Annotated in this window: 27 protein-coding genes; 16 read left to right on the top strand and 11 right to left on the bottom strand. The window is 52.7% G+C overall.

All coding sequences use genetic code 11. From position 1 onward, the window contains the following. The first annotated feature begins 270 nt into the window (after positions 1-270). The 8 genes from SR894_RS06760 (at position 271) to SR894_RS06725 (ending at position 9,505) form a co-directional block, all read left to right on the top strand. The gene (locus SR894_RS06760) at positions 271-1,830 is read left to right on the top strand and encodes a sensor domain-containing diguanylate cyclase (RefSeq protein ID WP_133730354.1); all 1,560 of its coding nucleotides are present in this window, start codon (positions 271-273) and stop codon (positions 1,828-1,830) included. A 53-nt stretch (positions 1,831-1,883) separates the two neighbouring features. Further along, on the top strand, positions 1,884-2,549 hold the full coding sequence (locus tag SR894_RS06755) for an ABC transporter ATP-binding protein (RefSeq protein WP_133730353.1): 666 nt from the start codon (positions 1,884-1,886) through the stop codon (positions 2,547-2,549). Beyond that, entirely contained in the window at positions 2,546-5,047 is a 2,502-nt protein-coding gene (locus tag SR894_RS06750) for an ABC transporter permease (protein WP_223288170.1), read from the top strand. Before SR894_RS06755 ends, SR894_RS06750 begins: the two co-directional genes overlap by 4 nt. Then, a complete protein-coding gene (locus SR894_RS06745) occupies positions 5,044-6,231 on the top strand; it encodes a lipocalin-like domain-containing protein (protein WP_133730351.1) in 1,188 nt (395 codons plus the stop codon). The genes SR894_RS06750 and SR894_RS06745 overlap by 4 nt, the downstream gene beginning before the upstream one ends. 115 nt (positions 6,232-6,346) lie before the next feature. Next, the gene (locus SR894_RS06740) at positions 6,347-7,267 is read left to right on the top strand and encodes a beta-keto acid cleavage family enzyme (protein WP_133730350.1); all 921 of its coding nucleotides are present in this window, start codon (positions 6,347-6,349) and stop codon (positions 7,265-7,267) included. Further along, positions 7,264-8,217: an L-carnitine dehydrogenase gene (locus SR894_RS06735; protein WP_133730349.1), complete on the top strand. Its 954-nt coding sequence runs from the start codon at positions 7,264-7,266 to the stop codon at positions 8,215-8,217. Before SR894_RS06740 ends, SR894_RS06735 begins: the two co-directional genes overlap by 4 nt. Next, positions 8,217-8,672, top strand: coding sequence for a thioesterase family protein (locus SR894_RS06730; RefSeq protein ID WP_133730348.1), 456 nt, complete (start codon positions 8,217-8,219; stop codon positions 8,670-8,672). Before SR894_RS06735 ends, SR894_RS06730 begins: the two co-directional genes overlap by 1 nt. Positions 8,673-8,686: 14 nt before the next feature. After that, positions 8,687-9,505 carry an alpha/beta hydrolase fold domain-containing protein gene (locus SR894_RS06725; RefSeq protein WP_133730347.1) on the top strand — a complete coding sequence of 273 codons (819 nt, stop codon included), beginning with the start codon at positions 8,687-8,689 and terminating at the stop codon, positions 9,503-9,505. Between the two features lie 321 nt (positions 9,506-9,826). Here SR894_RS06725 and SR894_RS06720 read toward each other — a convergent pair whose 3' ends face one another. The 3 genes from SR894_RS06720 to SR894_RS06710 all read right to left on the bottom strand — a co-directional run bounded on the left by SR894_RS06720 (position 9,827) and on the right by SR894_RS06710 (position 13,153). Beyond that, positions 9,827-10,795 carry an ABC transporter substrate-binding protein gene (locus SR894_RS06720; protein WP_133730346.1) on the bottom strand — a complete coding sequence of 323 codons (969 nt, stop codon included), beginning with the start codon at positions 10,793-10,795 and terminating at the stop codon, positions 9,827-9,829. Positions 10,796-10,902: 107 nt separating this feature from the next. Further along, positions 10,903-11,883 (bottom strand): GlxA family transcriptional regulator, encoded by a 981-nt coding sequence (locus SR894_RS06715; protein WP_133730345.1) that lies wholly within the window; start codon positions 11,881-11,883, stop codon positions 10,903-10,905. Positions 11,884-11,917: 34 nt separating this feature from the next. Continuing rightward, positions 11,918-13,153 (bottom strand): GAK system CofD-like protein, encoded by a 1,236-nt coding sequence (locus SR894_RS06710; protein WP_246638120.1) that lies wholly within the window; start codon positions 13,151-13,153, stop codon positions 11,918-11,920. A gap of 192 nt (positions 13,154-13,345) precedes the next feature. On the opposite strand from SR894_RS06710, the gene SR894_RS06705 reads away from it, so the two are divergent. The 6 genes from SR894_RS06705 to SR894_RS06680 are packed head-to-tail and all read left to right on the top strand — an operon-like array spanning position 13,346 to position 19,238. Continuing rightward, positions 13,346-14,872 (top strand): aminoglycoside phosphotransferase family protein, encoded by a 1,527-nt coding sequence (locus SR894_RS06705; RefSeq protein ID WP_223288171.1) that lies wholly within the window; start codon positions 13,346-13,348, stop codon positions 14,870-14,872. Further along, positions 14,865-15,785 (top strand): GAK system ATP-grasp enzyme, encoded by a 921-nt coding sequence (locus tag SR894_RS06700; RefSeq protein ID WP_223288172.1) that lies wholly within the window; start codon positions 14,865-14,867, stop codon positions 15,783-15,785. The genes SR894_RS06705 and SR894_RS06700 overlap by 8 nt, the downstream gene beginning before the upstream one ends. Further along, complete coding sequence (locus tag SR894_RS06695) at positions 15,782-16,891, top strand: HprK-related kinase B (protein ID WP_223288173.1); 1,110 nt, start codon at positions 15,782-15,784, stop codon at positions 16,889-16,891. The genes SR894_RS06700 and SR894_RS06695 overlap by 4 nt, the downstream gene beginning before the upstream one ends. Beyond that, complete coding sequence (locus SR894_RS06690) at positions 16,891-17,598, top strand: histidine phosphatase family protein (RefSeq protein WP_223288174.1); 708 nt, start codon at positions 16,891-16,893, stop codon at positions 17,596-17,598. The genes SR894_RS06695 and SR894_RS06690 overlap by 1 nt, the downstream gene beginning before the upstream one ends. 27 nt (positions 17,599-17,625) lie before the next feature. Then, entirely contained in the window at positions 17,626-18,960 is a 1,335-nt protein-coding gene (locus SR894_RS06685; protein WP_246638121.1) for a metallophosphoesterase, read from the top strand. Then, positions 18,957-19,238, top strand: coding sequence for an amphi-Trp domain-containing protein (locus SR894_RS06680; RefSeq protein ID WP_133730339.1), 282 nt, complete (start codon positions 18,957-18,959; stop codon positions 19,236-19,238). Before SR894_RS06685 ends, SR894_RS06680 begins: the two co-directional genes overlap by 4 nt. A gap of 2 nt (positions 19,239-19,240) precedes the next feature. On the opposite strand, the gene SR894_RS06675 is transcribed toward SR894_RS06680, so the two are convergent. Then, positions 19,241-19,495: a DUF333 domain-containing protein gene (locus SR894_RS06675; protein ID WP_223288176.1), complete on the bottom strand. Its 255-nt coding sequence runs from the start codon at positions 19,493-19,495 to the stop codon at positions 19,241-19,243. Between the two features lie 217 nt (positions 19,496-19,712). On the opposite strand from SR894_RS06675, the gene SR894_RS06670 reads away from it, so the two are divergent. Together SR894_RS06670 and SR894_RS06665 are read left to right on the top strand one after the other, a co-directional pair. Continuing rightward, the gene (locus SR894_RS06670; protein ID WP_223288177.1) at positions 19,713-20,201 is read left to right on the top strand and encodes a pyridoxamine 5'-phosphate oxidase family protein; all 489 of its coding nucleotides are present in this window, start codon (positions 19,713-19,715) and stop codon (positions 20,199-20,201) included. Next, entirely contained in the window at positions 20,194-20,757 is a 564-nt protein-coding gene (locus SR894_RS06665) for a CAP domain-containing protein (protein ID WP_290277109.1), read from the top strand. Before SR894_RS06670 ends, SR894_RS06665 begins: the two co-directional genes overlap by 8 nt. A 15-nt stretch (positions 20,758-20,772) precedes the next feature. Here the strand turns inward: SR894_RS06665 and SR894_RS06660 are convergent, their stop codons facing one another. The 7 genes from SR894_RS06660 to SR894_RS06630 form a co-directional block, all read right to left on the bottom strand. Then, positions 20,773-21,261, bottom strand: coding sequence for a CreA family protein (locus SR894_RS06660; RefSeq protein WP_223288179.1), 489 nt, complete (start codon positions 21,259-21,261; stop codon positions 20,773-20,775). Positions 21,262-21,700: 439 nt separating this feature from the next. Next, entirely contained in the window at positions 21,701-22,267 is a 567-nt protein-coding gene (locus SR894_RS06655; RefSeq protein WP_223288180.1) for an integron-associated HEPN domain-containing protein, read from the bottom strand. 98 nt (positions 22,268-22,365) lie between these two features. After that, a complete protein-coding gene (locus SR894_RS06650; protein WP_223288181.1) occupies positions 22,366-23,229 on the bottom strand; it encodes a hypothetical protein in 864 nt (287 codons plus the stop codon). Between the two features lie 90 nt (positions 23,230-23,319). Further along, positions 23,320-24,441, bottom strand: a complete 1,122-nt coding sequence (locus tag SR894_RS06645; protein WP_223288182.1) for a PIN domain-containing protein — start codon at positions 24,439-24,441, stop codon at positions 23,320-23,322. A 93-nt stretch (positions 24,442-24,534) separates the two neighbouring features. After that, the gene (locus SR894_RS06640) at positions 24,535-24,972 is read right to left on the bottom strand and encodes a hypothetical protein (protein WP_223288183.1); all 438 of its coding nucleotides are present in this window, start codon (positions 24,970-24,972) and stop codon (positions 24,535-24,537) included. Between the two features lie 115 nt (positions 24,973-25,087). Continuing rightward, a complete protein-coding gene (locus tag SR894_RS06635; RefSeq protein WP_223288184.1) occupies positions 25,088-25,387 on the bottom strand; it encodes a hypothetical protein in 300 nt (99 codons plus the stop codon). Between the two features lie 738 nt (positions 25,388-26,125). Beyond that, the gene (locus tag SR894_RS06630; RefSeq protein WP_275951302.1) at positions 26,126-26,254 is read right to left on the bottom strand and encodes a hypothetical protein; all 129 of its coding nucleotides are present in this window, start codon (positions 26,252-26,254) and stop codon (positions 26,126-26,128) included. Positions 26,255-26,964: the final 710 nt, after the last annotated feature.

Below are 26,964 nucleotides of genomic sequence, written 5' to 3'. Positions count from 1 at the left end.
TTTAGTCGCATAGAATGCCTATCCCTCGCCAGCCAATTTCCTGCATACTTCAACAAAATTCTTACATAACAAACCGGTTTAGCGTATTTTTTAGCTATTGTTCTGTAAAAATACCGGCATTCAAATGTGAGTCTTTCACAAGCTAATCGCTTAAGATGGCTTGATACAAACGCTTGAATGCTATCTATCCCCAAATCGCATCGACAAGTGCTGAAAAAGGACTTAAGGCCGTTACGGTAGCTTTAAGCCAATAAGAGTCAGGAGAGAAGAATGCGGGCCATTCAGACAAAGGATAATTCGAAAGACTTAGTCTTATCGACTGAATTACCTGCATTCTTGATAGCTGACCTAGTCAACTGCCCGACGCTGCCCACGCTGCCTTCGGTCGCTATCAACATTTTGAAAATAGCCCGCACCGAACACCCTTCCGTAAACGAGTATGCCAATGCCATCGAGCGTGACCCCGCCTTGACCATACGTATCATTACCCTTGCCAATAGCGCCTTTTTCTCGCGTAGCCATATAAAGGTGCACTCGTGCCAGGAAGCGACGGCCCGCCTGGGTTTAGACACCACCCTGGCAGCGGTAATGAGTTTCAGCCTGCTGCAAAGTAGGGGAGTAGACGTTCATTACCAGCGTGTGTGGATGCGCTCCATCATTGCCTCGTTAGCAGCACGTTACCTTGCCACCCGCCTTTGCCCCGATATGACAGGGCCTGTGTTTACGGCGGCTTTGCTCCAAGACATTGGCATCATGGCATTACGGGCAACATACCCTAAAGAGAGCAATAATTTATATTTGGAAACCGCCCTATCCCATCGGCAACTATCAGAGTCTGAGCAGCGGCTTTTTGGCTGCGATCATTCTCAAGTAGGCGCTTGGCTTGCCGCTAAGTGGGGAGTTCCAACACCGCTTGCTCAGCGAATCGGTGATAGTCATGGCGAATACGACATTACCACCCCCGATAAGATGTGCGTTCAACTATCAGGCCCCATCGCCGATGCCTGGCTCTCACCCCACCCAGCGCAGGCGCTAATGGCCGTTGTGCGAGAATTTGAAACCTATCAGGGCGCCCACGCGATCTCTTTACGGCATTTGCTAGAGAGTATTCAGGAACGGTTGCCAGCGCTGGCGGACATGCTGCAAATGACGGCCCCTCCTTTGCAGAATAACGAATCGCTACTGGCCGAGGCCCAACAACTGTTGTTCCAACAAACGTTACAGCTCAGAGCGCGCCTTGATACGCACCAAGCGGAACTCACCTCTCTCCGCCAGCGTCAAGACGAGTTAGAAGAGCGCTCGCGAACAGACATGCTCACCGGCCTTGCCAACCGATCCTGGCTTGAAGAGCAGATGCATAAGCGCTTTGTACTATGCCAGGAACAGTCTCGCACCATGTCAGTGGTATTTATTGACCTTGACCATTTTAAGAAGCTTAACGATCAATACGGCCATCAAATGGGCGACAATGTGCTGCAAAAATTCGGCAAAACGCTACAGCTGCTTATTCGTGAAGGCGACCTTGCCGGGCGCTGGGGCGGCGAAGAGTTTCTCATCGTTTTACCAGAAGAAGATGCACAGGCAGCCAAGGTATTCGCCAAGCGAATTGCCGAGCACCTGGAAATAACACCCATGGCACACGATGATCAGGATCCAATTCATGTATCTGTCTCCATCGGTATCGCCTGTTTAGCTGACGGCGGATTCGGCAGTGCTGATGAGCTCGTTGATGCGGCTGATAAAAGCATGTACTTCATCAAGCACACAGGGCGCGGCGGCATAGCGGTATACGGAGATCGTGGCGCCTCAGTTACGCCTATGAACGACTAGCCCTTTCATTACCCTCATCAAGACCCCTCTATAGCAATATATGAGTACTCCCTATGCTGGAACTTCGTCAGGTACATAAAACCTTCGTGACGCCACAAGGCCCATTGAAGGTGCTTGAAGATGTCTCCCTACGCTTGGCCGCGGGGCAAAGTCTGGCACTAATGGGGGAATCAGGCAGCGGCAAATCCACTCTGCTGCATCTTGCCGCCGGATTAGATCTTCCCGACCAAGGTGTCATTACCCTCGGAGGCCAGAATGTCGAGTCACTCCCCGAGCCCACACGCGCCAAGCTACGCCGCGAGCAATTGGGCTTGGTCTTCCAGCAGTTTCATTTAGTCCCCAGCTTAACGGTGATCGACAATCTGCGCTTACAGGCGCGCTTAGCCCATCGCGACGATGCCGACTGGGCAGACCACTTGATTGAGCGGCTTGGGCTGAGTGGCATGGAAAAACGTTACCCGGAACAGCTCTCTGGCGGGCAGCAGCAGCGCTTAGCCATTGGCCGCGCCCTGGCGCCGCGCCCGCCTCTGCTGCTGGCCGATGAACCCACAGGCAATTTGGATGAAACCACCGCAGCTGAGGTGCTTGAACTGCTATTGAGCCTGGTTCGCGAAACTCAGTGCGCCCTGCTGATCGTCACCCACAGCCCCCAAGTGGCGGCACCGCTTGACCGTTGCCTATGCCTGAGCCACGGCCGTCTACTAGACGCAGCACCATGACTCGGGTGCTATCCACGCTACTTAGCCACTACCGGCGTCACCCCGGGCAGCTGATAATGCTGCTGCTCGGCTTATGGGTGGCTAGCGCCCTATGGAGTGGTATCCAGGCGATCAACGCCACCGCTCGCGACAGCTACGCTCGCGCCGATGCGCTGTTTGACACCCAGCTGGATCAACTTGAGCGGCGCGATGGCATGCCATTCAGTCGCGCCGAGTATCACACCCTACGCCAAGCAGGCTTGCCCGTTTCGCCCATGCTAGAGGGTGAAGTCTTTACCCAAGATGGCACCCGGCTAACCCTGATCGGCATTGATCCACTGACCCTTTCCAGCGATAACGCTCTGGCTCAAGCCAACACCTCAGCGTCGTTAAGCGACTTTTTGACGCCCCCGTGGCAAACACGTATAGCGCCTGACGCCCTGGCAGCCCTTGGGAAAGCGCGTGAAAATGTATCGGGTGCCACCCCGACCTTGGCAGATGGCAAAGCGCTACCGCCGCTCGTTTTAGCGCCCGCACTACCGCCTGACACGCTGATCATGGATATTGCCGCCGCAGCGCGGTTGCTTGACAGCGGCGACCAGTTGACAAGCATCGTGGCCGCCCCAGGGGCACTCACTGAAGCGCCACCGGGATTAACGCTCACCCGCGCCACCACTCTCGCCTCCCCCGGTCAACTTACCGAGAGCTTTCACCTAAACCTTACCGCGCTGGGGCTACTTGCCTGGGTCGTGGGGCTATTCATCGTTCAAGCAGCGCTAGGGCTAGCATTGGAGCAACGCCTGGGCATGCTGCGCACCCTGCGGGTACTGGGTGTATCAGGGCGCAGTTTAGTGCTAGCGCTCAGCTTAGAGCTGCTTCTGCTCGGTTTGATCGGAGCGCTTGCCGGCATTGCCAGCGGTGTATGGCTGGCACGCTCGTTACTGCCCGATGTCGCAGCAACCCTAGGCTCACTTTATGGCGCAGGCGTGGGGCAAGAGCTCAACCTGCCCTGGCATTACTGGGTCGGCGGGCTGTCGGTTAGCCTTGCCGGACTGCTGCTGGCGGGCAGCGGCGTGCTATGGCGCGCGGCCCGCTTAAACATGTTGGAGTTAGGCCAGATGCAGGCCTGGCGTAGCGGTTACCGCCGCCAATTATCGCTAATGAGCATCGGCGGCGCCCTCGCCTTGAGTAGTGCGCTAGCGCTGTATGGCTGGCTTCGCTTTCAGCCCCCTGGCGATGGATTAGTTACAGGCTTTACGCTGGTAGCCACGCTGCTGTTGGCTAGCGCACTGTGGTTGCCGCCCTTTTTAGCACTGCTACTAAAAATGCTGGCACACCTAGCCCGGCGACGCCCGCTTACTCACTGGGCACTGGCGGATATGCAGCTTCAGCTACCCAGGCTGTCACTGGCCATGATGGCACTCCTTATCGCCTTGGCGACCAATCTGGGGGTCGGTAGCATGGTCGGTGGCTTTCGCCTGACGTTTTTAGACTGGCTCGATCAGCGCTTGGTAGCTCCCCTCTATTTAAATGCCCCCAGCGAGCAATATGCGGATATTGATGCTTGGCTGGATGAACGCCCGGAGGTCTTCGAGCGCCTCCTCACTCGGCGCAGCGATGCAACCCTACAGACTGCCACTACGCAGGAAGGCAGCCGCTCTTTAGGCACGCCTATCGAGCTTTACGGCATTACCCCTGGCGAATCACTCACTCCGCACTGGCCGCTGCTGGCAACCCAACAAGATCGCGCCTCTGCCTGGGCAGCCTTTGAAGATGGTGCAGTTTTTGTTAACGAACAACTTGCCAACGCAGAGAACCTCTCCCCCGGCGACCGGCTAACCCTAAGCGCGCCGGGCGCCAATGAAACGCTGACCATCGCCGCTATTTATCCCGACTACGGCAACCCCAGCGGTCAGGTGCTGATGGCATCGCCCCAGCTAGCCGCTCGTTTTGATGCGCCACCTAGCTCCATGGGGTTAGTGCTGAGTGATGACGCTGATGTAGATACCCTGCGTGCTGCCCTGCTCGAACGCTTTGACCTCGGCAGTGATGCGCTGAGCGATCAACGCGAGATCAAGCGTATCGCCACCGAGATTTTTGAGCGTACCTTTACCATCACCCGCGCCCTCAATGGTTTGACCCTGGCGGTAGCAGCCCTTGCACTATTCACCAGTCTGCTGGCACAGGCACGCAGCCGACGCCGACAGCTAGCGCCGCTATGGGCACTGGGCGTTCCCCGGACACAGCTGGCCCAATTGAATCTGGCCCAATTGGGCGGCACCGCCTTGGTTACCGGTCTGCTGGCCATTCCGCTGGGTATTGCGATTACCTGGGGATTAGTAGCGATTATCAATGTGGCGGCGTTTGGCTGGCGGCTGCCGCTCTACCTGTTCCCCTGGGAAATGGCCGTTACCCTGGCCACCGCCGTTGGTGTGGCACTCCTGGCAGCCGCCCTGCCCACACTGCGTTTCTGGCGCGCCTCACCGCGGGCCTTACTGGCGGAAGAGGCGAATCAATGAGCTTACGTCGTTACTTACGCCCCTGCCTACTTATCGGCGTGTTACTGACGCTTTACGGCTGTGGCGAAGAGAATCAAACCGAAACCAACAGCACAGGCTTTGCCGGTTTAGGGCAAGACGCCGACGGATTTGAGCATGCCCAGCCCAGCCAAACGCTCATTTTTCCGCAGGATCATTCCGCCCATCCGGATTACCGTATCGAATGGTGGTATTTAACCGCTAATTTAGAAGACGCCGACGGTGAGCCACTCGGCCTGCAGTGGACGCTCTTTCGCCAGGCGCTGATGCCACCCAGCGAACGCCCCGAACCAACGCCCTGGGCGGCAGACCAGCTTTGGATGGCCCATATGGCGATCTCCCAAGGCGAGCAGCATCAGGTGGCCGAACGTTTTGGGCGCAGCCACACCCAAGCCGAGCCTTCTCAGCTCAACGATGCCCAGGCCGGTGTCATTGCAAGTCCGTTCCACGCCTGGCTAGACGACTGGCAGCTTAAAACGAATGAAGAAGCAAACGGCACCGATTTTGATCATCTCACGCTAACCGCTTACAGCGGTGAAGATGAATCGCGTTTTGGCTATACGCTGGAACTGACTGCCGAAGGCCCTCTAGTGCTGCACGGCGAAGAGGGTTTTAGCCAGAAAGCCGCCAATGGCCAGGGCTCCATGTACTACAGCCAGCCCTTCTGGCAAATAAACGGCGAAGTCACCATTAATGGCGAGACAAAAGCCGTTAGCGGGCACGGCTGGTTGGATCGTGAGTGGAGTAGTCAATTGCTTGATGCCCGCCAATCAGGCTGGGACTGGTTCTCGATCCACCTTGATGACGGCCATAAGCTGATGGCATTTCAGCTACGCGGTGGTGGTGATGATGGCAGCGCAGGGGTAGAACATAACGCAGACTACCGCTCAGGCACCTGGATTACCCCCCAAGGCCACGCCACCCCCTTAGCAACCGATGACATTACACTGACACCGCTGGTAACGTCGGCTGTCGCCGGTCGCAATGTGCCCACCCAATGGCGACTGGAAATACCGTCAGTGGCGATCGATATCATTGTTGACGCGCCCCATGCCAACCGCTGGATGACTACCAGCGTGCCCTACTGGGAAGGCGAAGTGGTGGTCAATGACCGCGCCAGCGGCGAACCGCTTGGCGAAGGCTATTTGGAAATGACAGGGTATTAATTAGCCAAGATCAAAAACCGCATATTCTGTATAGCGAATGTCGCTTTATGACAACTATTGTCTGCACACCGCGACACACTAGTAAGCGAATAAACTGCTGACTAGAGAGCACGCCATGAACCGCAATGTCATTCTCACCTGTGCCGTGACGGGCGCGGGAGACACCACCGCAAAAAATCCCAATGTGCCTGTTACGCCCAAGGCCATTGCAGCTTCCTGCATTGAAGCGGCGCGTGCCGGGGCCAGCATCGCCCATATCCACGTTCGCGACCCGCAAACCGGCGGCATCAGCCACTCTTCTGAGCAGTTCCGCGAAGTAATGGAGCGCGTACGTGAAGCCGATGTGGATATCGTGATGAACATCACCGCTGGCGGCGGCGGCGACTGGATACCCGATGCCACCGATCCCACCCGCGGCGGCCCAGGCACCGATATCCAAACGCCCGCTGAACGTCATGCGCCGGTCGGCGAGCTGCTCCCCGAGCTGTGCACGCTGGACTGCGGCAGCCTCAATTTTGGCGATATGGTGTACGTAAACCCTGCGGACTGGCTGCGCGAGCACGCCCGTCTGGTTCAGGCCGCAGGTGTTAAGCCAGAATTGGAGTGCTTTGATTTGGGCCATGTCTGGTTTGCCCGCCAGCTTCAGCAAGAGGGCTTGATCGACGGCGACCCGCTCTATCAGCTCTGTCTGGGTATTCCCTGGGGTGCCGAAGCGGACACCGAAACGATGCTGGCCATGCGCAACAAACTACCCACCAACGCTAACTGGGCCGCTTTTGGCATTGGCCGCCATCAAATGCCCATGGTCGCCCAAGCCGTTCTGCTGGGTGGCCACGCTCGGGTTGGGTTGGAAGATAACCTGTTTTTAGAGAAAGGCGTGCTGGCTAACAACGGCCAACTGGTCGAGAAAGCGTCGACCATTATTGAAAACCTCGGCGCCCGAGTAATGACGCCTGCAGAAACCCGCACTCATCTCAAACTACGCGACCCGATGACCGGACGTACCATGGGTAACGCAGCCGGAGGTGATGTATGAGCCGCTTAGCTGTTATTGGTACCGGCGTGATTGGAAACGGCTGGATTGCCCGCGCCCTCGCCCAGGGGTGGGACGTCGTGTCCTTTGACCCAGATCCCAAAGCGCCAGCGCGTACTCAAGCGTTTATCGACAATGCCTGGCCCTCGTTAACCCAGCTCGGTTTAGCACCCGATGCTAACCCTGAGCGGTTAACCTTTGCAGATACGATTGAAAAAGCCGTGGATGGCGCTGACCTGATTCAGGAAAACGTGCCCGAGCGCCTACCGCTAAAGCAAGAAATTTTAGCCGCGATTGACGCTGCTGCCCCACCGGACATCATTATTGGCTCGTCTACCTCCGGCTTTAAGCCCACCGACCTGCAGCAGCAGTGCCAACAAGCGCCTGGGCGCGTGATCGTCGCTCACCCCTTCAACCCGGTGTATTTACTGCCCTTGGTAGAGCTGGTTGGCGGAGAGACCACCCAATCCATGCAGATCGCCAGCGCCCAAAGGCTGTATCAGGCCCTCGCCATGCGCCCACTGGTGGTTCGCCGTGAAATTGAGGGCCACATCGCCGACCGCTTAATGGAAGCGCTATGGCGGGAAGCTCTGCATCTGGTTAACGATGGCGTGGCGACCACCGAAGAGATCGATGCGGCCGTGGTTTACGGCTGTGGACTTCGTTGGCCGTTGATGGGCACGTTCTTAACCTTCCACCTAGCGGGCGGCGAGCCAGGCATGCGCCATATGCTAGAGCAGTTTGGCCCAGCGCTAAAACTGCCCTGGACAAAGCTGGAGGCCCCGGAACTCACCGACGAACTGATTGATAAAGTCGTCGAGGGGTGTGAGCATCAAGCGGCAGGACGTTCAGTGGCTACGCTCGACCGGCGCCGGGATGACTTTTTAGTCGAGCTGCTCGAGGTAGTGCAAAAATATTGGCCGGAAGCCGAAGGCTTACAGGGGCGCATTTAATGATTATTTATAAAACCCACGTCGCTCCCGAGTGGGTCGACTACAACGGACATATGAACGACGCGGAGTACGCCCGCGTCTTCTCTCTAGCCTGCGAGGCGCTTATCGACACCATTGGGTTGGATGAAGCGGGCCGAGAACACTATGGCTACACGATCTATACCCTGGAAACGCACCTCTGCTACCGCCGCGAGGCCCACCAAGGCCAAGCCCTGAACGTCAGCCTGACACTACTGGATAGCGACACAAAGCGCCTGCACGTCTTTTTCACCCTGTTCGATGATGAAGGCAATCTGATAGCCACCAGCGAGCAGATGTTGATGGGCATGAAACAAGCCTCTGGGCGTCCAAGCCCGTTTCCAAAAGCGGTCGCAAATCGCGTGACAGAACTACCCCAAGCCCATAAAGACGCTTGGCCCGAGCTTGCCGGCCGCACCATTGGGATTCGGCGCTAAGGGTTACCGTAGCGATGAACGTAGACGACTTTATTCAGCGCTTTTGCGCCGGGCTGGCAAAGATGCAGGAGCTGCCATTACCTCAAGCACGGCGCGCCTACGTTGAACTTTGCCAAACGTTCGCCCCACCCGACCCGGCGGGAATGCGGGTTGAAAATAGCGCTTTGGGTGGTGTTCGCGTGCGCCGTTTTATTCCCCAGCGGCGCACACCAGGCTGCGTGCTGTTTATCCATGGCGGCGGTTTTACCATCGGCTCAACAGAGAGCCACCATGGCCCCGCCGCCAGCTTGGCGCAAGCGTTAACGCGTGAGGTGGTCAGCGTAAACTATCGGCTGGCGCCAGAAGTAGCTTACCCGGCTATGCTGGCAGACTGCCAAGCAGTGCTAGAAGCGACTCAACCTGTCGCGTTGGTGGGTGACAGCGCGGGCGGGCGATTAGCCATTGACCTTGCCCATCAGCAGAATGAAGCGCCGCCACTAGGCTTGATCTACCCAACCGTTGGCGCGCTTTCCCTTGAATGCTTGGGAGAAGATGCGCCGCTACTTACACGCGACGACGTGCTCAGCATTCGTCAACAGTGTCCTGACATCATTGCTACTCAGCGGGATCGCCACCCGCCTGCCGCAAGCATTGAAATGCTGACCGTGGAGAAGGATCCACTGACACTCCCCATCGAAGCCGCAATAGCCAATTGGCGTGAGGAAGGTGCCTCGGTAGGCTATCGCTGCGCCCCGAACATGGTTCACGCCGCCCTTCACGCCCATACGCTGCTACCCGATATGAGTGTGGCTTGGCAGGACTTTTGCCAACAACTAAAACAGCGCCTTAATTAGGCGCTGTTTGGGGTTAATCACAGCTTAGGCTTTACGAGCCGTGCTATTAACGAATAACTATTAGGCTCTTCGTCATTCGGTATGGAATTATTTCTGTCAGTCTGACAGTTGACCTGTGGGAGGGAGCTTTAGCTCGCGACCGTTTAGGCTGCCAGTCTGACAACACCGGGGTACCTTCGGTACCCTTCGCCGAAGTGTCGGACCACCGCTGGAAGCGGCCTCCCACAACAGACAGTTGGCTTGGTGGTTTCTGTCTGAACCGTGAAGCACAAAATGTGCCGGTTACTATTAAATCCACATTAGATGACGAATAACCAACTATTAAGAGTCGAACTGGGCCCGCACCTGCTCAATGGCGGGTTCGCCATCGCGGGTTTCAACACCGTCCAACCACTCGGCAACGGTATCCAGGTTGTTGCCAATCCACTCATTAGCCACTTCATCCGCCGGGCGCTCTTCGTAGCTGTACTCGTGTACCCAATCGTTCTGGTCTTCGATATCGATCACGTACTGCGAAAGGAAACGGTGAACTTCAGGCGCTTCTTCTGCCAGGCTGGCAGGGGTAATTGTCCATACCGTGCTTTCAATGGAGGCCACGCCCGCATCATCGCTATCGGCTAAATAGGCCAGATCGAAGCTCACGTTCATCCAGTGAGGCTCCCAACCAACAAAGGTAACCCACTCTTCATCGGCCATTTTTTGCTCAGCCTGGGCCAGCATCGCCGAAGTGGAGCTTTCACGGAGCTGCCAATCGCCCAGCCCCGCAAGGTCGTTATCGATGGCATTGAGAATCGCATCGTTAATGCCGGTGCCCGCTTCAATGCCCTGAATTTCACCATCGAAACGGTCATGGTGTTCTGCCAGCTCAGCCACCGTAGTGACGCCTGCATCGTAAACATACTGGGGAACCACTAGCCCGGAATTGGCGCCACGGATATTGGAAACCACTTTTTCGACTTTGCCGTCGGCCACCAAGGGTTCAACCATATCGGTCTGAACGGGATACCAGCCGCCTAAATAGATTTCCAAGTCGTTCTGCGATAAGCCTTCGAGGATCACGCTCACGGCTAAATCTTGCTGACGGGTCTCGTACCCCATGGCCTCCAGTAGCTGGGCCGCCACTTCAGACTTTACCGTCACCCCAGGCCACGGCGGCACCCCAAAGCGCAGTTCATCAAGCTCTGCCATGGCGGGCGTGGCTGCAAACGCAGCGAGTAAAAAGCCCGCTGTCAACGACAGCGTCTTGGTAGTGGCAGAGCTAGTGGTGGCGAAGCTAGTTGTGACCGACATTTGGCTAAACCTCTTTATTAGTTGGGTTTAGCTAGTATGCGCGGCTACCCTCCCATCACTAGACATTAAGCGACGCTTATCAGACATTAGGCGACATCTATTGCGCTTTAAAGGTCTTTGCCCGCGATGGCAGAACGCACCTGCCGAGGCGAGTAGCCGTAATGCGCCCGAAACGTACGCGCAAAGCTCGACGACGAACTAAACCCACAGGCCACGCCTACTTCTAATACCGCCAAGTCAGTCTCGGCCAGCAGCCGCTGGGCACGCTTAACGCGCAGCTGCAAATACCATTGACGCGGGGTCACGTTTAGCTCCTGCTCAAACAGACGCTGCAACTGACGCACCGATACCTCTACCTGGCTGGCTATCTCGTCAAGGGGGAGCGGTTCTTCCAGGTTCTGCTCCATGAGCGCAACCGCCTCCACAACGCGCCGGTTATGAGTACCTAAGCGCTTCACCAACGCCATGCGCTGCTGATCGCTGCGGGTGCGAATCCGGTCATGGATCAGTTGCTCGGAGACATCGATGGCCAACTTTGCGCCATGCCGCCGGGCAATCACTTCCAGCGCCATATCCATCGCCGCCGCCCCACCCGCACAGGAGAAGCGCCGCTCGCCCAGCTCGTAAAGCTCATCGGTAGTATCTATGCCCGGAAAGCGCTCACGAAACGCGGGCAGGCTCTCCCAGTGCAGTGCCACCCGCTCGTGCTTTAACAACCCGGTGGCGGCAAGCAAAAATGCCCCGGTATCGATGCCGCCTAAACAACAGCCCGCCTGATCCAACTGATGAAGCCAGGCCATTAACGGCCGGGTAAGATGCGCCTCGGGGGTAAAACCGCTGCATACCGCCAGCGAGGGCAAATGGTGAACATCCGCCGTTGCTTGATCGGCCATCAGGGTCATGCCGTTCGACGCCGTCACCGGCCCTCCATCAGCGCTGATCAACGTCCAGTCGAACAATGGGCGATGGGCAATACGGTTGGCAATCCGCAGCGGCTCCACCGCCGCAAAGAAGGCCATCATCGAATACTGAGGCAGCAGCAAAAACCCTACCATTTCAGGCAGCGGGCCCTGGTAACTAAGACGCATAGCAATACCCAAGGTCATTTAGAGTATGTCGGTGTCAGGTCAACCCAAGCAGCGCTTCAGCCAGCTTAACGTCATCATAACGTTGGGTATCAGCATTCTCCGGCGCAAGATCTAGATCAATGATTTGAATACCCATTTCATCGCGTAGCGTCTCAATCTGATCAGCCGACACACTCAGAAGCTGCGAATCAAACAGTAAAAAATCGATTGAAGACCGCTTAGACGATAAGGGTTCGAGTGTGCCAGACAAATGCGCATTGAGCACTTGCACCTGATCCACCAACGTCATGCCGAACGTTTCAAGATCAGTACCCAGGCTGGGCACATACACCTTGGGTGACGGGTTTTTAGCCAATGCCTTATCAACCCCCTTGGGCAACAGGTTGGCAATGACACTGCTATAAAAACTGCCCGGCGGGAAAACCAGCAGCTCTGCCGAATCAATGAGCGTACGGGTCTCTTTACACACCTTGGAGGCATCCAAGGTGTCGATATCGTCCGCCTCGCCTGATAATTTTATCGCTCTGATAGGCGAATCGATTTGAGCCGTCTCTTTGCCGGTAAAGCAGTGTTGGCCAATAATCGTGCGACCACTCTCTAACAATACCTCCAGCTGGAGATTGGCATCCGTCGTTGTCCGAACGGTGCCGCGGGTCTTGATCAGTTGGCCAAAGAGAAAGGCGATCGGATCCAGGGAGCGATCATGAATCAGATAACCGCCGGTCAAGATAAGGTTCCCCACGCTGGCGCCAGCGAGGTTAAAATCCTTTGGCATATGTTTGTAGAAGGCAGCGATATAGCTCTGGATCAGTGACCGCATGGGCTCAGCAATTGCCTTGAGCAGCGGGTGCTTAGCACTGACAAGGGCCTGTAGGCTTTGCTCAAGTGCTGTCTTTGCCGTCGCGCTTCCCCCCTCCCTTGCCGATAGCCGATGTGAGAAAAGCGCAGCCACCTCAGGGTGCCCGGTGACTGAGTCATCAGCCAGAGCAAGCAGGCGCGCTCTTAGGTCGCCCACCGCAGGCATCGCGAAGGCCCGGCGTAACTCTGCCGAGCTGCCTCCTGAATCAAAGGGGGTAACCAGATGAATGGAGTTATGGGTGTAGTCCGTCAACACCTCAGAAAAATGTCTCAGTGCCGTACCGCCACTAAAGAAGAGTATTTTCGGCCCTAGCTCGGGGGCTTTTCGGTATCTGGCCAGACGCAGATCCCGCCCCTTGCCAATCTCACGGGGCAGGCACATTCGGGTACCGATAAAACGTCTTTTTTTCATACAAGTCTTTGAACTGTAAGAAACATGTAACGTAAACGATGGCACTGTTATTTATACTGTTGACTCTCAGAAGCAGTAACCACCTAAGCGCACGTTATCTTGGTGAGGCAGCGTATCAATACGTCGATCTTGGAGCATTTCTATTTTCTACGATTCGAAGTTGAAAATCACTTTGAGTTAGTTGAAGTTTATGTGACCCAGCCAAGTGAAGCTGTTTCTCGACGTTTGATCAATCGCGAAGGCTATAGAAGCACACTGTTAGAGAAAGTCGAGCTCGCCGTCGCCATGGATGTGCAGCGACGCAAAGTCGATGGGCAGGGTTTTCAACAATCCAAATCCCTTGAGCGCTTAGCCCGACTACTTGACCAGTTAGGCCACGCCTGCCTTGAATTCACCGCTATCAAGGCCCTAAAGCAGCTTCCCGATAAATCGCGAAAAGAGTACGTCAAACTCATTCGATTGGTGGGTAAATCATTAAAGCTGGTGATCATTAATATCGATGATGCAAACACTCGCCAAGGCCTGAAAATTGGACGCCGAATACCCAAAATAACCGTCCGTTTAACCACTGCTTTTGAGCCAGGCGCTTCGGGCATACGTAACAGCGCCGTGGTGGATTTTCAGCTTCAACGCATGATCCATCTGCTTGCGGAGCTTGCCGACGCCCTACTCGCCGCCAACTTCGGCCCTGCCGTACGCTTGCAAAACTACAAGCAGTTGCAAAATGCCGCTCACGCGATGACCGCCCAGAGTGACGACTTTACCGTTGAGCGGCTGGCGCTTACCCGCAGCGGCAGCACCATCGCCACACTGAAAGCCGAGCACGCCGCCTCTGGCAAAATGATGGCAGTCTACAAGGAGGGTGAAAGCCAGAAAGTCATTGAAGAGCTTTATGGGGTTGATCAATGGAAGCGGGTCTACCCCAAGGTGGCCCCCACGGTGCTCTCGCATCATGTCGAGCAGGGGGATGAGCTGGGTTCGATGGTGATCGAACACCTCCCCGGCCGTACGCTTGAATCACTGCTGTTAAACGGCCAGTGGAAATCAGCCAAGCAACTTACCCGTACACTCCAGCGAACGTTGAGAAAAATCTGGAAGACGTCAAGTACCAACGAACCTGCTCAGCCCGAGTATATGCAGCAGTTGCGTAAACGCATGCCCGAAACCCGCCACACGCATCCGACACTGTTTCTTACACACCAAACTATTTGCGGACTGCCCCGCCCCAGTTTTGATGAGTTGATCGATCGCGTAGAGCCCCTAGAGCATCAGCTCAGGGCCCCATTTTCCGTGCTGATCCACGGCGACTTTAACGTCGACAACCTCATCTATGACGAGCTCAAAAATCGCATCTACTTTATCGACCTGCACCGCGCCTCCTATTCTGATTATGTTCAGGATTTATCCGTTCTAATGGCGTCGATTTATCGGCTGCCCATCATGGATGATGGCCCTAGAGCCGAGTTAATGGCATTGATCAGACAGCTCTATCAGTTTGCACGACGGTTCGCCAAAGAGAATAACGATGTAAGCTTTGATGCGCGGCTAGCCATCGCGCTAGGGCGCTCCTTTGCTACCTCTACGCGCTTTATTTACGACAAACTTTTTGCCAAACGACTCGCCCTTAGAGCGAGCTACCTGCTAGAGGCCATAACGCTTCTAACCCCTGAGAAAATAGAGAAGTACAGGCTTCCCCTAGAGGATATTTTTAGTGATTAATAAGCGGATTGCGGTCATTGGGATACCTGGCAAATGGTCAACCGAGGTCTTGGCGAATCATTTGGAACAGCGCACCGGCTACCGCTGCGTTATCGATATGGCTGACGTAGTGCTGGAACTTGAAACCGGCGAGTTACTTTATCGGGACACCCTGCTCAACGCGCTTGACGGCGTGATCATCAAAAAAATAAGCGAAACCTACTCCCCAGCCGCCGACGACCGACTGCGCATGCTCAAAACCCTTGAAGGGGACGGGGTGCGCTGTTTCAGCTCGCCAAGCCAGGTGGGGCGCCTGATTAATCGCCTTGAGGGCACCGCCGCTTTGGCATCAGGCGGCGTCCCACTGCCCGCCACGCGAGTAACCGAGAGCACTGATGCGGCGCTGGAGGCGATCCAGGCGTTCGGAAAGGCGATCCTAAAACCGCTCTACTCGACCAAAGCCCGCGGCATGGTGGTGTTAAAAGCGGCAGATGGTGTTAAAGCCAATACCCAAATACTGAATAAATTTAAGGCTAAGCATGGCCTTTTTTACCTTCAGAAGTTCGTTAACCTGGGCGGCCAGGATCTTGGCATGGTATTTCTAGGCGGCAAGTACCTGTGCACCTATGCCCGTGTCGGCGATGACAAGTCGTGGAATACAACGATACACAGCGGGGGCAAATATCGAACCTTCGATGCAAGCCCTGAGCTGATTGAGCTTGGCCTAAAAGCCCAGTCATGCTTCGATCTAAGCTTTACCACTGTGGACATTGCATTGACCGATGAAGGGCCCGTGGTCTTTGAGGTTTCCGCCTTTGGCGGGTTTAGCGGCGCGCAAAAAGGCTGTGGTATCGATGCCGCTGAGAAGCTGTGTGATTATGTGCTTAGCCAGCTTGAGGCCGAGACAGTAGAGACAGCAGAGGCAGGTGAATGATCAACCTTTTTGATAATCAACAAATCAACGGGGCTAAGGCCGCCTGTACCTATGCGTTACCGCTAACGTTCAATGGTTTAACACTGCGCGTACTGGCCGACCATCCAGCCATTCTTGACCATCTTGAGGTTTACTATGCTGGTTTAACGGCGTCTGGTTTGCTCCCGAAAGAAGTCCATACCCTTGACCAGCCAGAGCTGCCGGTATGGCTGTTGGATCAGCAAGCGGATACCAGCGGCGGCGAGTGGACAGCGGTAAAACGGGCCAAAACCAGCGCTCTGGGCCTGAAAGAAGCCTACGTGGATACGCCTCAAGGGCGCTGGATTCATAAAGTACGCACGGGGATGGTGCTGTTCCAATCGTTAACGGCGCCGGTCGCGGTTGGCGAGTTAAACAAGCACCCATCGCAAGTCATCAACTTTATTAACAACCAGTTTCTCAATCATCATCAACGCGATGGTTACCTGCTCGGCCACGCCTCGGCCTTTGATATTGATGGCAACGTCACCGCCATTGCCGCCAGCTCCGGTGGCGGTAAATCCACACTGATGCTGAAGGCACTGGAGGCCGCCAAAGCACGCTTTCTCTCCAATGACCGGATTCTGTTCAAGCCCGAAAACGGCCAGGTAAGCGTTCTGGGTGTCGCCAAACATCCCCGCGTTAACCCGGGCACGCTGATCCATTCTGAGCGATTATTCGACATACTGCCCGCTGACGAGCGCGCCCGATTTACCAGCATGCCCAAACGCCAGCTATGGGATATTGAGCAGAAGTACGATGTATTGATTCCTAACGCTTATGGCGAGGGTAAAACCGCCCTCTCCGGTACGCTAAAACAGCTGATACTGCTGGACTGGGCATTAGACTCGACGGCGCCCACCGAATTAAGCGGTGTGGATATCGCTAAAACACCTCAGGCGCTAGAAGGTTTACGCAAAAGCCCAGGGCCGTTTTTTCAGCACGCAGATGGCAGCTTTCCCGCCGAACAAGCCCAATCTGCCGAGGTGTATGCCGAACATCTCCAGGGCGTTGAAGTATTGCGCCTCACCGGTGCCATCGACTTTGAGCGTGCCATTGCGCTACTCCAAGCCAAAGGCATTCTCTGATGGTGGCACTGGCGCTGATTCGGCACGGTGAGTATTCACAATTAGCGAATACCCCCAGCGCCCTGCAGCCCTATCCTCTAACGAAAAAAGGGATAGCCGACGTTCGAGAGCAGGCGCGGCACTTTGGCGAATGGCTGGCCACGTCAGGCTATCAGCTCAATGCGGAGATACACTGTTCGACGCTGTTAAGAGCGTGGCAAACGGCCGAAATCTACCGCGAAGAGCTCACGCCGCTGTTTGCGGAGCCACCCCGCTCACTCTGCTTTTCGGCCCTATGTGAACGCAGCGTTGGGGCGCTGGCCAATCTTAGCATTCAGGAAATAGAACGCATCGTTGCCCTCGACCCTCGCCTAGAGCCCTTACCTAAGGGCTGGAAATCAGCCAGCGATTTCAAACTGCCCTTCGACGGCGCGGAATCGCTATTAGAAGCAGGCGAACGGGTCGCTGCACATTTACAAGCACTTTTAGAGCCGCAGCCGCATGAGACGGCTCAGCAACTTAAGCAAAGTAAGCAACTACAGCTGGTAGTGGGCCACGGCGCCTCTATTCGCCACGCGGGCTATCATTTAAATGTCATACCCTTCAGCGATATTAAACGGTTAAGTATGTTTCATGGTCATCCGGTCGTTTTCGAGCGGCATAACCAAGGCTGGCGCCGACTGTACGGAAACTGGAAACAGCGCCAGCCAGCAGACCCACTCGATTAAACGGTAGCGATGAATAAGATGGCTTCTATGACCGCGTTCAATGTTATTCCAAAGGTAAGCAAGCAGCCGTATCACAACGCCATCTTGGCGCGTCTCCCGACGGAGTGGTCACCCTGGCCCGATGACGCCACTTCGGTCAATCACGATGAGGCGCTAAGCACCTTTGTTAAGCGCTCGCGAAAAAAGGGCTTCGCCTGGCCTAAAAAGCCCGTGGCATTCATCTCAGACCCCCATGCGGACGCCGAGGCTTTTGAGGCATCGCTAATTGCCGCAGGCGTTATCGAACGCGAAGGCTCCCATCTATGTGAGTATTCACTAACGAAATTTGGCAAAAAAGCCGAAATCGTGGTGGGCGGAGACTGCCTGGACAAAGGCCCCAGTAATCTGACGATGCTGCGCAGCCTGGCCCACTTATACCGCCTCAAAGCAGATATCACTCTGTTGGCCGGTAACCATGATCTCCGCTTGCTGATGGGGCTGCTATCGTTGGAACGCGACACTGACGCCGGTAGCCAGCACCTTTTTGTGCGCATGGGTAAGAAGGTGATACCGCTGTTTAAAGAGGTATTCGATCAATACTTGGCCGATACCCAGTGGGACAAAGGTGTACCGTCCGAAGAGGCATGCCGACAGGCGCTGTTTCCAGGTCACGACTGGTTCGAGAACTTCCCCTTCTATGCCGCTGGGTTTCTCACCCCCGAGGGTATAGAACGTGAAATCAGCAAGATGACCACCAAGGCACAGAGCTTCGAGGCGCACTGTGCAAAAAACGGCCTGACGCTCACCCAAGTCTACGCCGCCGCGATGAAGTGTCGTTCGCTATTTCTTAACAAATCGGGGGAATTTGGCTGGTTTTTCCGCCGCATGCAGCTGGTTAAAAAGCGCGGTTCCTTCCTGTTTCTGCATGCCGGCCTCGATGATCATATGGCCGAACTACTGGCCAAGTACGGCGTAAAACATGCCAACCGAGCTTTCAAAAAAAACCTAATGCACCAAAACCTGTTCAGTTTTTATTATGGCTCTCTGGCCAATACCTTTAGAACCAAATACCGTAAAGCCGATCTTCCCCTTACGCCGCGCGGCGCTTACGTTGCCCGGCGGGCGGGCATTCAGGTGCTGGTTCACGGCCACATCAACCAACACTTTGGCCAGCGGGTCACGCTCAAAAACGGGCTTATCCATATCGAAGCCGATATCACCCTGGACGCTCACTCGCGTAAAAATGAGGGGCTCGATGGTCACGGTGTAGGGGTAACGTTAATCGACAAAAACCGTGGAGTGGTCGGCCTTAGCTGCGATTACCCACAGGCAAAAGTGTTCAAGCCCGGCCGCCAAGGAAAATGGGTGGGAGCCGCCAAATGAAGTCAAACACGAAATTCAGTCACGATTCGCTACTGGATCGTCAGTCAACCCAAGAGTTACTGATTACCCTGGCCAATGCGATCAATAAAGGCGAGTTAACCTTTCAGGAAAGTGAAGGTGAGCTGGTACTTTCCCCCCAGCAGTTACTGCAAGTCTCCCTGCGCGCCAGTGATGAAGGCGATAAACAGGAGGTGGAAGTAAAGATCAAATGGCGCACCAAAGAGAAAGAGTTTGCCGATACGCCTCCTAAAATTAAAACCAAAGCGGGTAAACGTTAAGACTAGTGAATATCAAGACGCTCTGAGCGATATAGCTGCCAAGCATTTTCAACCCGGCCATCAGGCAAGCGGCAGTAGCGGCCAGTGCCTAGGCTACTTTCGCGAATTTCATTCTCCCCGCCGAGGCTTCTGCAGTATTCAGCCGCGTATTGGGTCATCTGATTTTGAGAATTGGGGTCTCCCCCGCCCGTGGCACAACCGCCGAGCAGCAGTAGCGCTACAATTGGGCCGTAGCGGTATATAGATCCTGTTCGCATTGGAACCTCCCTCCCTGAGCATACAGTTCAGCGTCACTTTGATTCTGGTGAGTAACCGCAGACACATCAAGCAGGATGTTACTGGGCAAGCGATATGATTATTCCATAGAGCGTTTGCTGATATGGAAAATGGTAGCTAGGCTGTAGCTAGTCATCTGCGATGTACAAGCATTGTCTATGACCATTTCAGTATCTAATTCATAAGGAGAGTGACGCTATGTCCAGCCCGGAACATAAGCAGAAGATCTGGAAGATGATCAAAGACATCAAAGTCGGCATGCTCGTGACGTTGGATCACGACACTCCACGCGCCCGGCCAATGCACCTGGTGCAAGATGAGTATGACGGCACCCTGTGGTTCTTCACCCGCCGCAGTGCCGAAAAGGTATTTGAAACCGAAAGCGACCACGATGTGTGCCTGAGCTTCTCTGACCAGGAAGATGGCGTCTACGTTTCGCTATCGGGTAAAGCCAACCTGACCGATAACCGCGAACTGATCGAAAAATACTGGAACCCCTTCATCGCTGCCTGGTTCCCGGAAGGTAAAGACGATCCAGACGTCGCACTGCTAGAAATTAAAGTGCAGATGGGTGAGCACTGGAAAGCCAAAGAGAGCAAGACGTTCCAGCTCTATGAAATTGCCAAAGCCAACCTCAAAAAGGACGCTACCCCGAACCTTGGTGAGAATGAGAAGTTCGGTGGGTAACTTCCTTCCCAAGCGCCCCGCTGCCGGGGCGCTTTACGGCCTGACCGTTATCATGCTGCTTATGGGTTCATCCAGCTCATGGGGTAATGATCAGTCTCAGAGTGGCAATGCTACCCCTCAGGGCGAATGCGAACTCAATGATCAGCAAAAGGCAATGCTGTCTCAAATCAACGAAGCGCGTAGCCAAGCGCGACAATGCGGTGATCAGCAGTATGAGGCGGTGGAGTCGTTAGTTTGGAGTTGCAAGTTGGAAGCAGCGGCCAAGAGCCACTCCGCAGACATGGCCGAGAATGACTACTTTAGCCATACCGGCCCGGAGGGTTCAGGTATTGAGCAGCGTGTGGGTAATCAGGATTACGTGTGGCAAGCCGTGGGTGAGAATATCGCCGCTGGCCACATCTCTGTTTCTGCCGTGGTGGAAGGCTGGCTAGACAGCCCCGGCCACTGCCGCAACATCATGAATGAGGCCTTTACCGAGATGGGCATGGCAAAAGCCGAGGATTCGGAGTCCCGCTACTCAACCTACTGGACACAAACGCTAGGCAATCCGCGCTAAGCGCCCACGAGTCAATTATTGCCCGCCTTCTAACTCACTGTAGTGGACAGCCGTAATCGCGTTTTTAGGCGAGCCATCGACCAGCTTGGTGCTATAGGTCAGGTACACAAAGGTCTGGGTTTCGGCGTCATGCATGCGCACAACGCGCATATTCTTGAAAAGCGCCGAGCGGCGCTGACTAAAAATCACCTCTTGCTCCTCTACTTCAGCAGGGTCGAAGACAACCTCGCCTGTCTGCCGACACGCCACGCTCGCCTCACTGGCCTCTTCAGCAAGCCCCACCGCACCGGTGATTCCGCCAATCTGTGAGTAAGAGAGGTAGCAGGAGATACCCTGAACATCCGGGTCATCGAAGCGCTCCACTTCAATGGTGTTGTTCGGGCCCAGCAGCTTGAACTCGGTACGCACGCTGCCAATGTGGGCATCCTGGGCGAACAGTGTGGATGGCAAAAGCGCAAACACAGCAATGAGCGACGTGAGGGCAACGCGTTTTGGGAAAAGCATGGGGAACGTCCTTGGTAACTTTAAACCGGGGGATAGGCATGCGCAGAGGATACCTGATGCGTGCAGTTGTTGGAGAGCTATTGGAAAAATGGAGGCGTAGAACGGGGATAAAAGTAAAGCGGTTGATGCGGCTTGGCGTCCTGGCAGGAGTCGAAAAGAATATATAAATATATGATTTTAAAAAATTAAAAATAAAAAGAAAAAATGTAATATACCGCAACGTATACCAGCCCCCTACTTTCAACCCGCGAACAGTGTATCATTGGATAACATCAATCACTGGTAATGCTGTTTGTGTCACATCTGGAGTGCTTACATTCAATAGCGATCTTCTAGGAGCCATTGATATAGCGATTTAACGCCCTCAGAACGCGAGGCTTTGTAATGAAGGCTCAGCCGCAATGAAAAAACCGTCACTGCGCATGCGCTTTTTAGAGCATTAACGCCGTTTACCAAGTCCACCAACGGTAGTTTCTATATGCTTTACACAACTATATATTATATAAACAACAGAATTAAAATCACCTTCGACATAGATCCATTGACAAAATTTAAATATATTCTCTGTTACTGGATTTAGTCCATAATCAATAACTTCCATCAAGGCTCTAACATTTTCATGAAAGGTCAACGGCTTCTTCTGTAAACCTTTCTCCTTCGAAAAAGCGTGAGCCACATATTTACTTCGAAAGGCATACATATTTTTCTTTTCAATTTCTGACTTTACACCATACAAGGATTTACGCAGTTCTTCAGGGAAAGACCGAATCTCTGATCCATAATGATCAATAATTTCTTTTAGCTTGCAAAGATTAACTATAAGCGAAGTTATACAAAGCCTGCTTATAGCCATATGGTTTTGTTTATTATCGACCATAGCGGGCTTAAACTGAAAAACCAAATCAACCGGTGTTTTTAAATCGCTGGTTAAATCATTGAGAAGCCATGCCATCTCAACGAGACTAGCTTTTTTTTCCGGAGATAAATCGCTTGTATCAGTACTCATTTTTTCCACCCCATACTTACGGCCAACCTTCTCTACAATGCTTTTCTCACCTGTAAATTAGGAGCGAAGCGAGTAATTTTACCGAGTGCAGAAATTTGTTATGCATTATCAAGCAGTATCACTGCAACGTTGTAATCTGGAAAAAAAGCAAAATATTTACTGTCGGTAATTTCGAGAGTTGCTTTTATATATTCTTCCCCCGAATAACCGTGTTGATATAACGTATCTTTCAGGCTAACTAATCTAGATTGAAGATTATCTTCTAGACTTTTTAGCAAAGATCGCTGTTGGTCTGTACTCATAATCGCTTGGACGTTGTATCCAGAACTTACAACGCCACCACCGATAGGTGCATATACAGTTCCATCCGATACTGTAAAAAAACTATTAGTATTCTTTGCTCTTAAAGTTAGTTTATCACTCTCCGAGAATTCAGTAGTGGACATAACATTCTTAATTTGATACTGACTTACCACATCAGGCCAGTTCCTATGCACTATCTCAACTATATCTTGATCAGCCCAAGCGCTGTGATCAAAGATATTGATTGCATAAAACTTATCTTTCGTGACAAGAGCAAATAGCAGAGAACCCGTTCTTTTAATGAAGCTTCCGTTAAGCGTCTCGCCTAAATGAAAATGGTGGATGCCCCAGTCATTTAACAAGGAATCTTTATTGTTAAGCCTATCGACTAGTTTACTCAAATTCGGGGTGATATCCCCACCAGTTTCAATTATGATCTTCAAACGTTCCCACCCAGCCTGAAAATCTACCGGGCACGCAAAAGCATCAGAAATTTCAACACTTCTTATTCTTTGGTCGGGCCGACGCTTTTCGGCGTTAAAATACACATAAGGCAATTCCTCTTCCGAGACACCTGAAATATCGTATCCCCAGTGGTTTTGTAGAATATCTTTAAGGATATTCAACCAATCACCAAAAAAATCTGAACTGAGTTGCATAGATACTCCTTGTAGGTATAACTCCCGCGGCATGGGCAAAATCTAAGCGCAGCGGAAATTTTGACCTTTTGACTGTGCTTGTAATTTCTTCTAGTCATACTCACTATAATCAGGTTCAATTGTACCGAAATCAATTGTTCCGATAGGACTCACAACTTCAACTTCTTCTACCTCAAGATCATCAATTGGACCATCCAGATCGCCCGATATTGTAATGAGTATCTCTGATACGAATTCCTCAACAACCGTAGCCGTAATTCCTCCCATATAGACATGATCACGATCTATTGAGTCATAGACTGAAAGTGAGAACTCCCCTTCTGCCTCTACAGTAATATTTGCCAATGCCTCCAACACAACCCAATCTTCGTCTTTATCAATTATTTTGAACTCGGTACCAAATAGCTCAAACGCTTTGAACCACCCATGGCAACCTTCAGGTTCCCAGTATAAGTGAGAATCAGCTTCTTGATCAGGAGTAAAACCATCAAAGGCGGACTCCAATCCAGCTTCGATAGATGATAAAAAAGCACCTGCCGTATTTTCATTTAAAGCTTTTTCTAGATTAGCCAGTAGTGCGTATGGAGCATTAGTTCTATTGAAGTTGGAGAGCGCTTCTGACAGGTCTTCTTGATAATCTATTCGTTCTGATGAATCACAATAACTTTTCCAGTCTCCATCTTTAGCGACTGCTAACACATAAATATCATTTTCATCAGCCCAAGCTTCGATGGCCATTAGAACAATAGCATCTGGAAATTCATTTTTCTTTTTACCTGTCTCGGCAAATGGTGGCTTATTTGAGAAATATTCTGTCAGAAGCTCTGATACAGAAACATAATCACCGCTTTCTAAAACCAAAGCCCCAGTGGATTCTATAAACTTATTAACTCTACTTTCAGCAAGCCCTTCAATTTCTGTGCTGTCTATAAGGACTTGTTTAGCATCATTTAACTCACTTCCCTCAAAAAATAAATGATCTCCTGCATCATTGAGAGCTTTTTCTAGAGCTGCACGCGAAACCTTAATCTTGCCTTCTAAGTGAACTTTAACCTCATTTTTTATCACATCAGGAAAAAGGTAATCTATTGGACTTTTCTTAAACTGAGTCAGCTTACCAAGTAATCCTTTTTCAAGACGTAGACCATTTCCAACAAAGATTGATGTGTCGACTAAAATTGCACTATACTCATTTTCTATTTTTTCAGTCATTGACTACTCCATGACACATAACGCCCGCTGCACGTGCGGCTTTGTAGTGTAGGCGAAGCAGCAACTGAAAAGCTGTCGCTGTGCCTGCGGTTGTTAGGCATGACGGAGCATCGCAAGAAAACTAGAAACGTCATCAGCCCACCCTTCTGATAATTGGTCAATATGTACCGCACCAAAAGCAATACCTGTACCGCCATATACCTCTTTGTTGATGAGTTCAAGATTATTTATTGTCCGTCTAGGGTTATATGCTCGATAAGTGTGTACAAGTAGGAAAAAAGCGTGTGCCTTGTTACCTGTGTATAGCTGATTCAACAGAACATATTGCCCAGTCAGGAGTTTAGCCATATTTGCAGAGTCAACCTCTACTAAATATTCAACTCCTTCATGAATAAACGATTGATCTACTGAAATTTCAACGTTGTCACGTTTATAGCGCTTCTTTCCATTTAGTGCAGTGTTTGGCGCGTACCTTTGGAACAACTGCTCGAAGCGATGCTCATTTTCTCCTGCTTTTGTTCTAGTCGTCATGTGTACTCTCTTGCCTAACTTCAGCGCACAACGGCGCCCTTGTGATGGAGGCGTAGCCGCAATGAAAAGGGCGCCCGGCGGCCACCGGCCGCGTATTGATGCGCCTTGTTGGGCATTAGATGACCCACCAGCCATCAGATGCTGGTAATAGAAGCAAGGTTTGACCGTTCTCATAAGTGTCAAGAACCTCTTTGAGAAAATCTAAAGCTTTGGTATTCAACCAGATATATGCCTGATCTTCACTTTGGCATATTCGCTTTTCAATCATCGCCTTGTACGTTTTAGCTGGAAAGTTGTCTGTTTCGCCAGCAATCACATGAAAGGAGAAACCATAGTAATCAGCATCCTTAGGGACGGGTGCAGGAGCTGTTTCTATAAAAAACTTCACGCCATTTTTATTGGTATACTCCTGCATTATTTCTCCTTTTTATGCTTAACAGTTATTGTGTCGGCTGCATAACACGGCTGAATCAGCATGCCGCTTTCTCTGGAAGGGCCACTTTGGGTCGATAACTGCTGTGTAGTTGAGATGTAATGGTTACTGAACACGAAGAAATGCAAACTTTTGGAATCAAGGAATGGGCTCGCCCATCAGCATAACCAGCGGTAGCTGGTAATTTGCGAATCATGGCCGCAAGCGAATTGACACTCATAAGCCCACACTTTTAACTTTAATTATTATTAGCAGTATTACCCATTCCTTCACACCTACACAACCCCTAATACCTGAGACTTTAGACCACTCTGTACTGCCTTCATCAGGAACGCACCGCTACCGATAAGCCTTATTAAGAATGTCTTTTTCTGTTATCGACCGGTCTAGGATCAAGTTTTAGGCCCATTATTTCCACTTACCTTTTGAAAGCACACAAATCCGCATGATTTCGCATGACTCCCATGCACCCAAAACCCGCCTACAGCCCAGCACTAGCGGGCTTTGGCCCGTTTTGCAGGGTGCATGAAGAACTGCCCCACAAGCGAACACCGCAGGCGGGTGGGGGACAACGCGCCGTAGGGTGCGGCGGCCTGGGGGGCCTACCCCTTGGCAACCATCCCATATAGCCGCTGTGTGCCGCTGTAAGCCCCGCTAATGCTTTGAAACGAGAAAGCCCCGCACAGGGCGAGGCTTTGGCTTGAGGGGCGTGATTGAGCGCTAGGCGGCTGTATCGTCGCTATTCAGCTCATCAAGGCTCGGTACGAAGCCCATTTTCTCTTCCAGCTCTTTCAGCTCGCGCGTGAAACGAATGGCTGTGTAATAGCCGCCATCTTTATAGCAGCGCAAAGCGGTGCCTTGGTTTCGCTGAAGTGCCCTTGGGCGCCGTTCCGCCGCCATCCGCGGGAGCAGCGCGCAGCGGTGCCGGGGTTAGGCTGAAGTGCCCTTGGGGGTCGTTCCGCCGCCTAATGCCTTGACCTAACCATCGCAAGCACAGCCTCTCGGTTGATGGCAGGTATAGTTACGGCTAATGCATGAGTTACCGCATGCTTTTCCTTTGGAGCACGTGCGACAGCATCCGCCCTGAGCAAATAAAAGCTCTTCGGGTATCGTATCAAACACAAGGTCACACTCGGTCTCTTCACCGCTCACGATCAGTTCGGCTTGGGTTACCCATTCACCAGAAATGTCGGGCGTTTGTTCAGCGCTTGCCACACTGGCGAAACATAGCGCTAGCATCAACATCATTGCTTTGATAAGCACGGGCTTTCCCTTTAATTATTATTCGTCGCTGCAGTATGGAGGCGAAGAGCAAGATCTAATAGCTATTACGCATCAAAGCAGGCAAATACTTGCCCAACGCACATCATCACTAGATGTTAAGGAGAAAAAGTCAGGGGGAATAATTCGCTGATAGCCCGTTGGCGTACCTCGTAGTAGTCTAAAAAATCACATAACATAATGATTTTAAATAACTTAATTTAAGAAAAACAAAATATAACAATTCATATCTCAGCTTCATCATTTGCAGCCCGCTAACCTTCCTAACACGCCAACGC

The sequence above is a fragment of the Vreelandella neptunia genome (genome assembly GCF_034479615.1).
GTDB lineage: Bacteria > Pseudomonadota > Gammaproteobacteria > Pseudomonadales > Halomonadaceae > Vreelandella > Vreelandella neptunia.
Note: the sequence above shows the minus strand (reverse complement) of the source record. Positions and strands in the feature narration are given on the sequence as shown.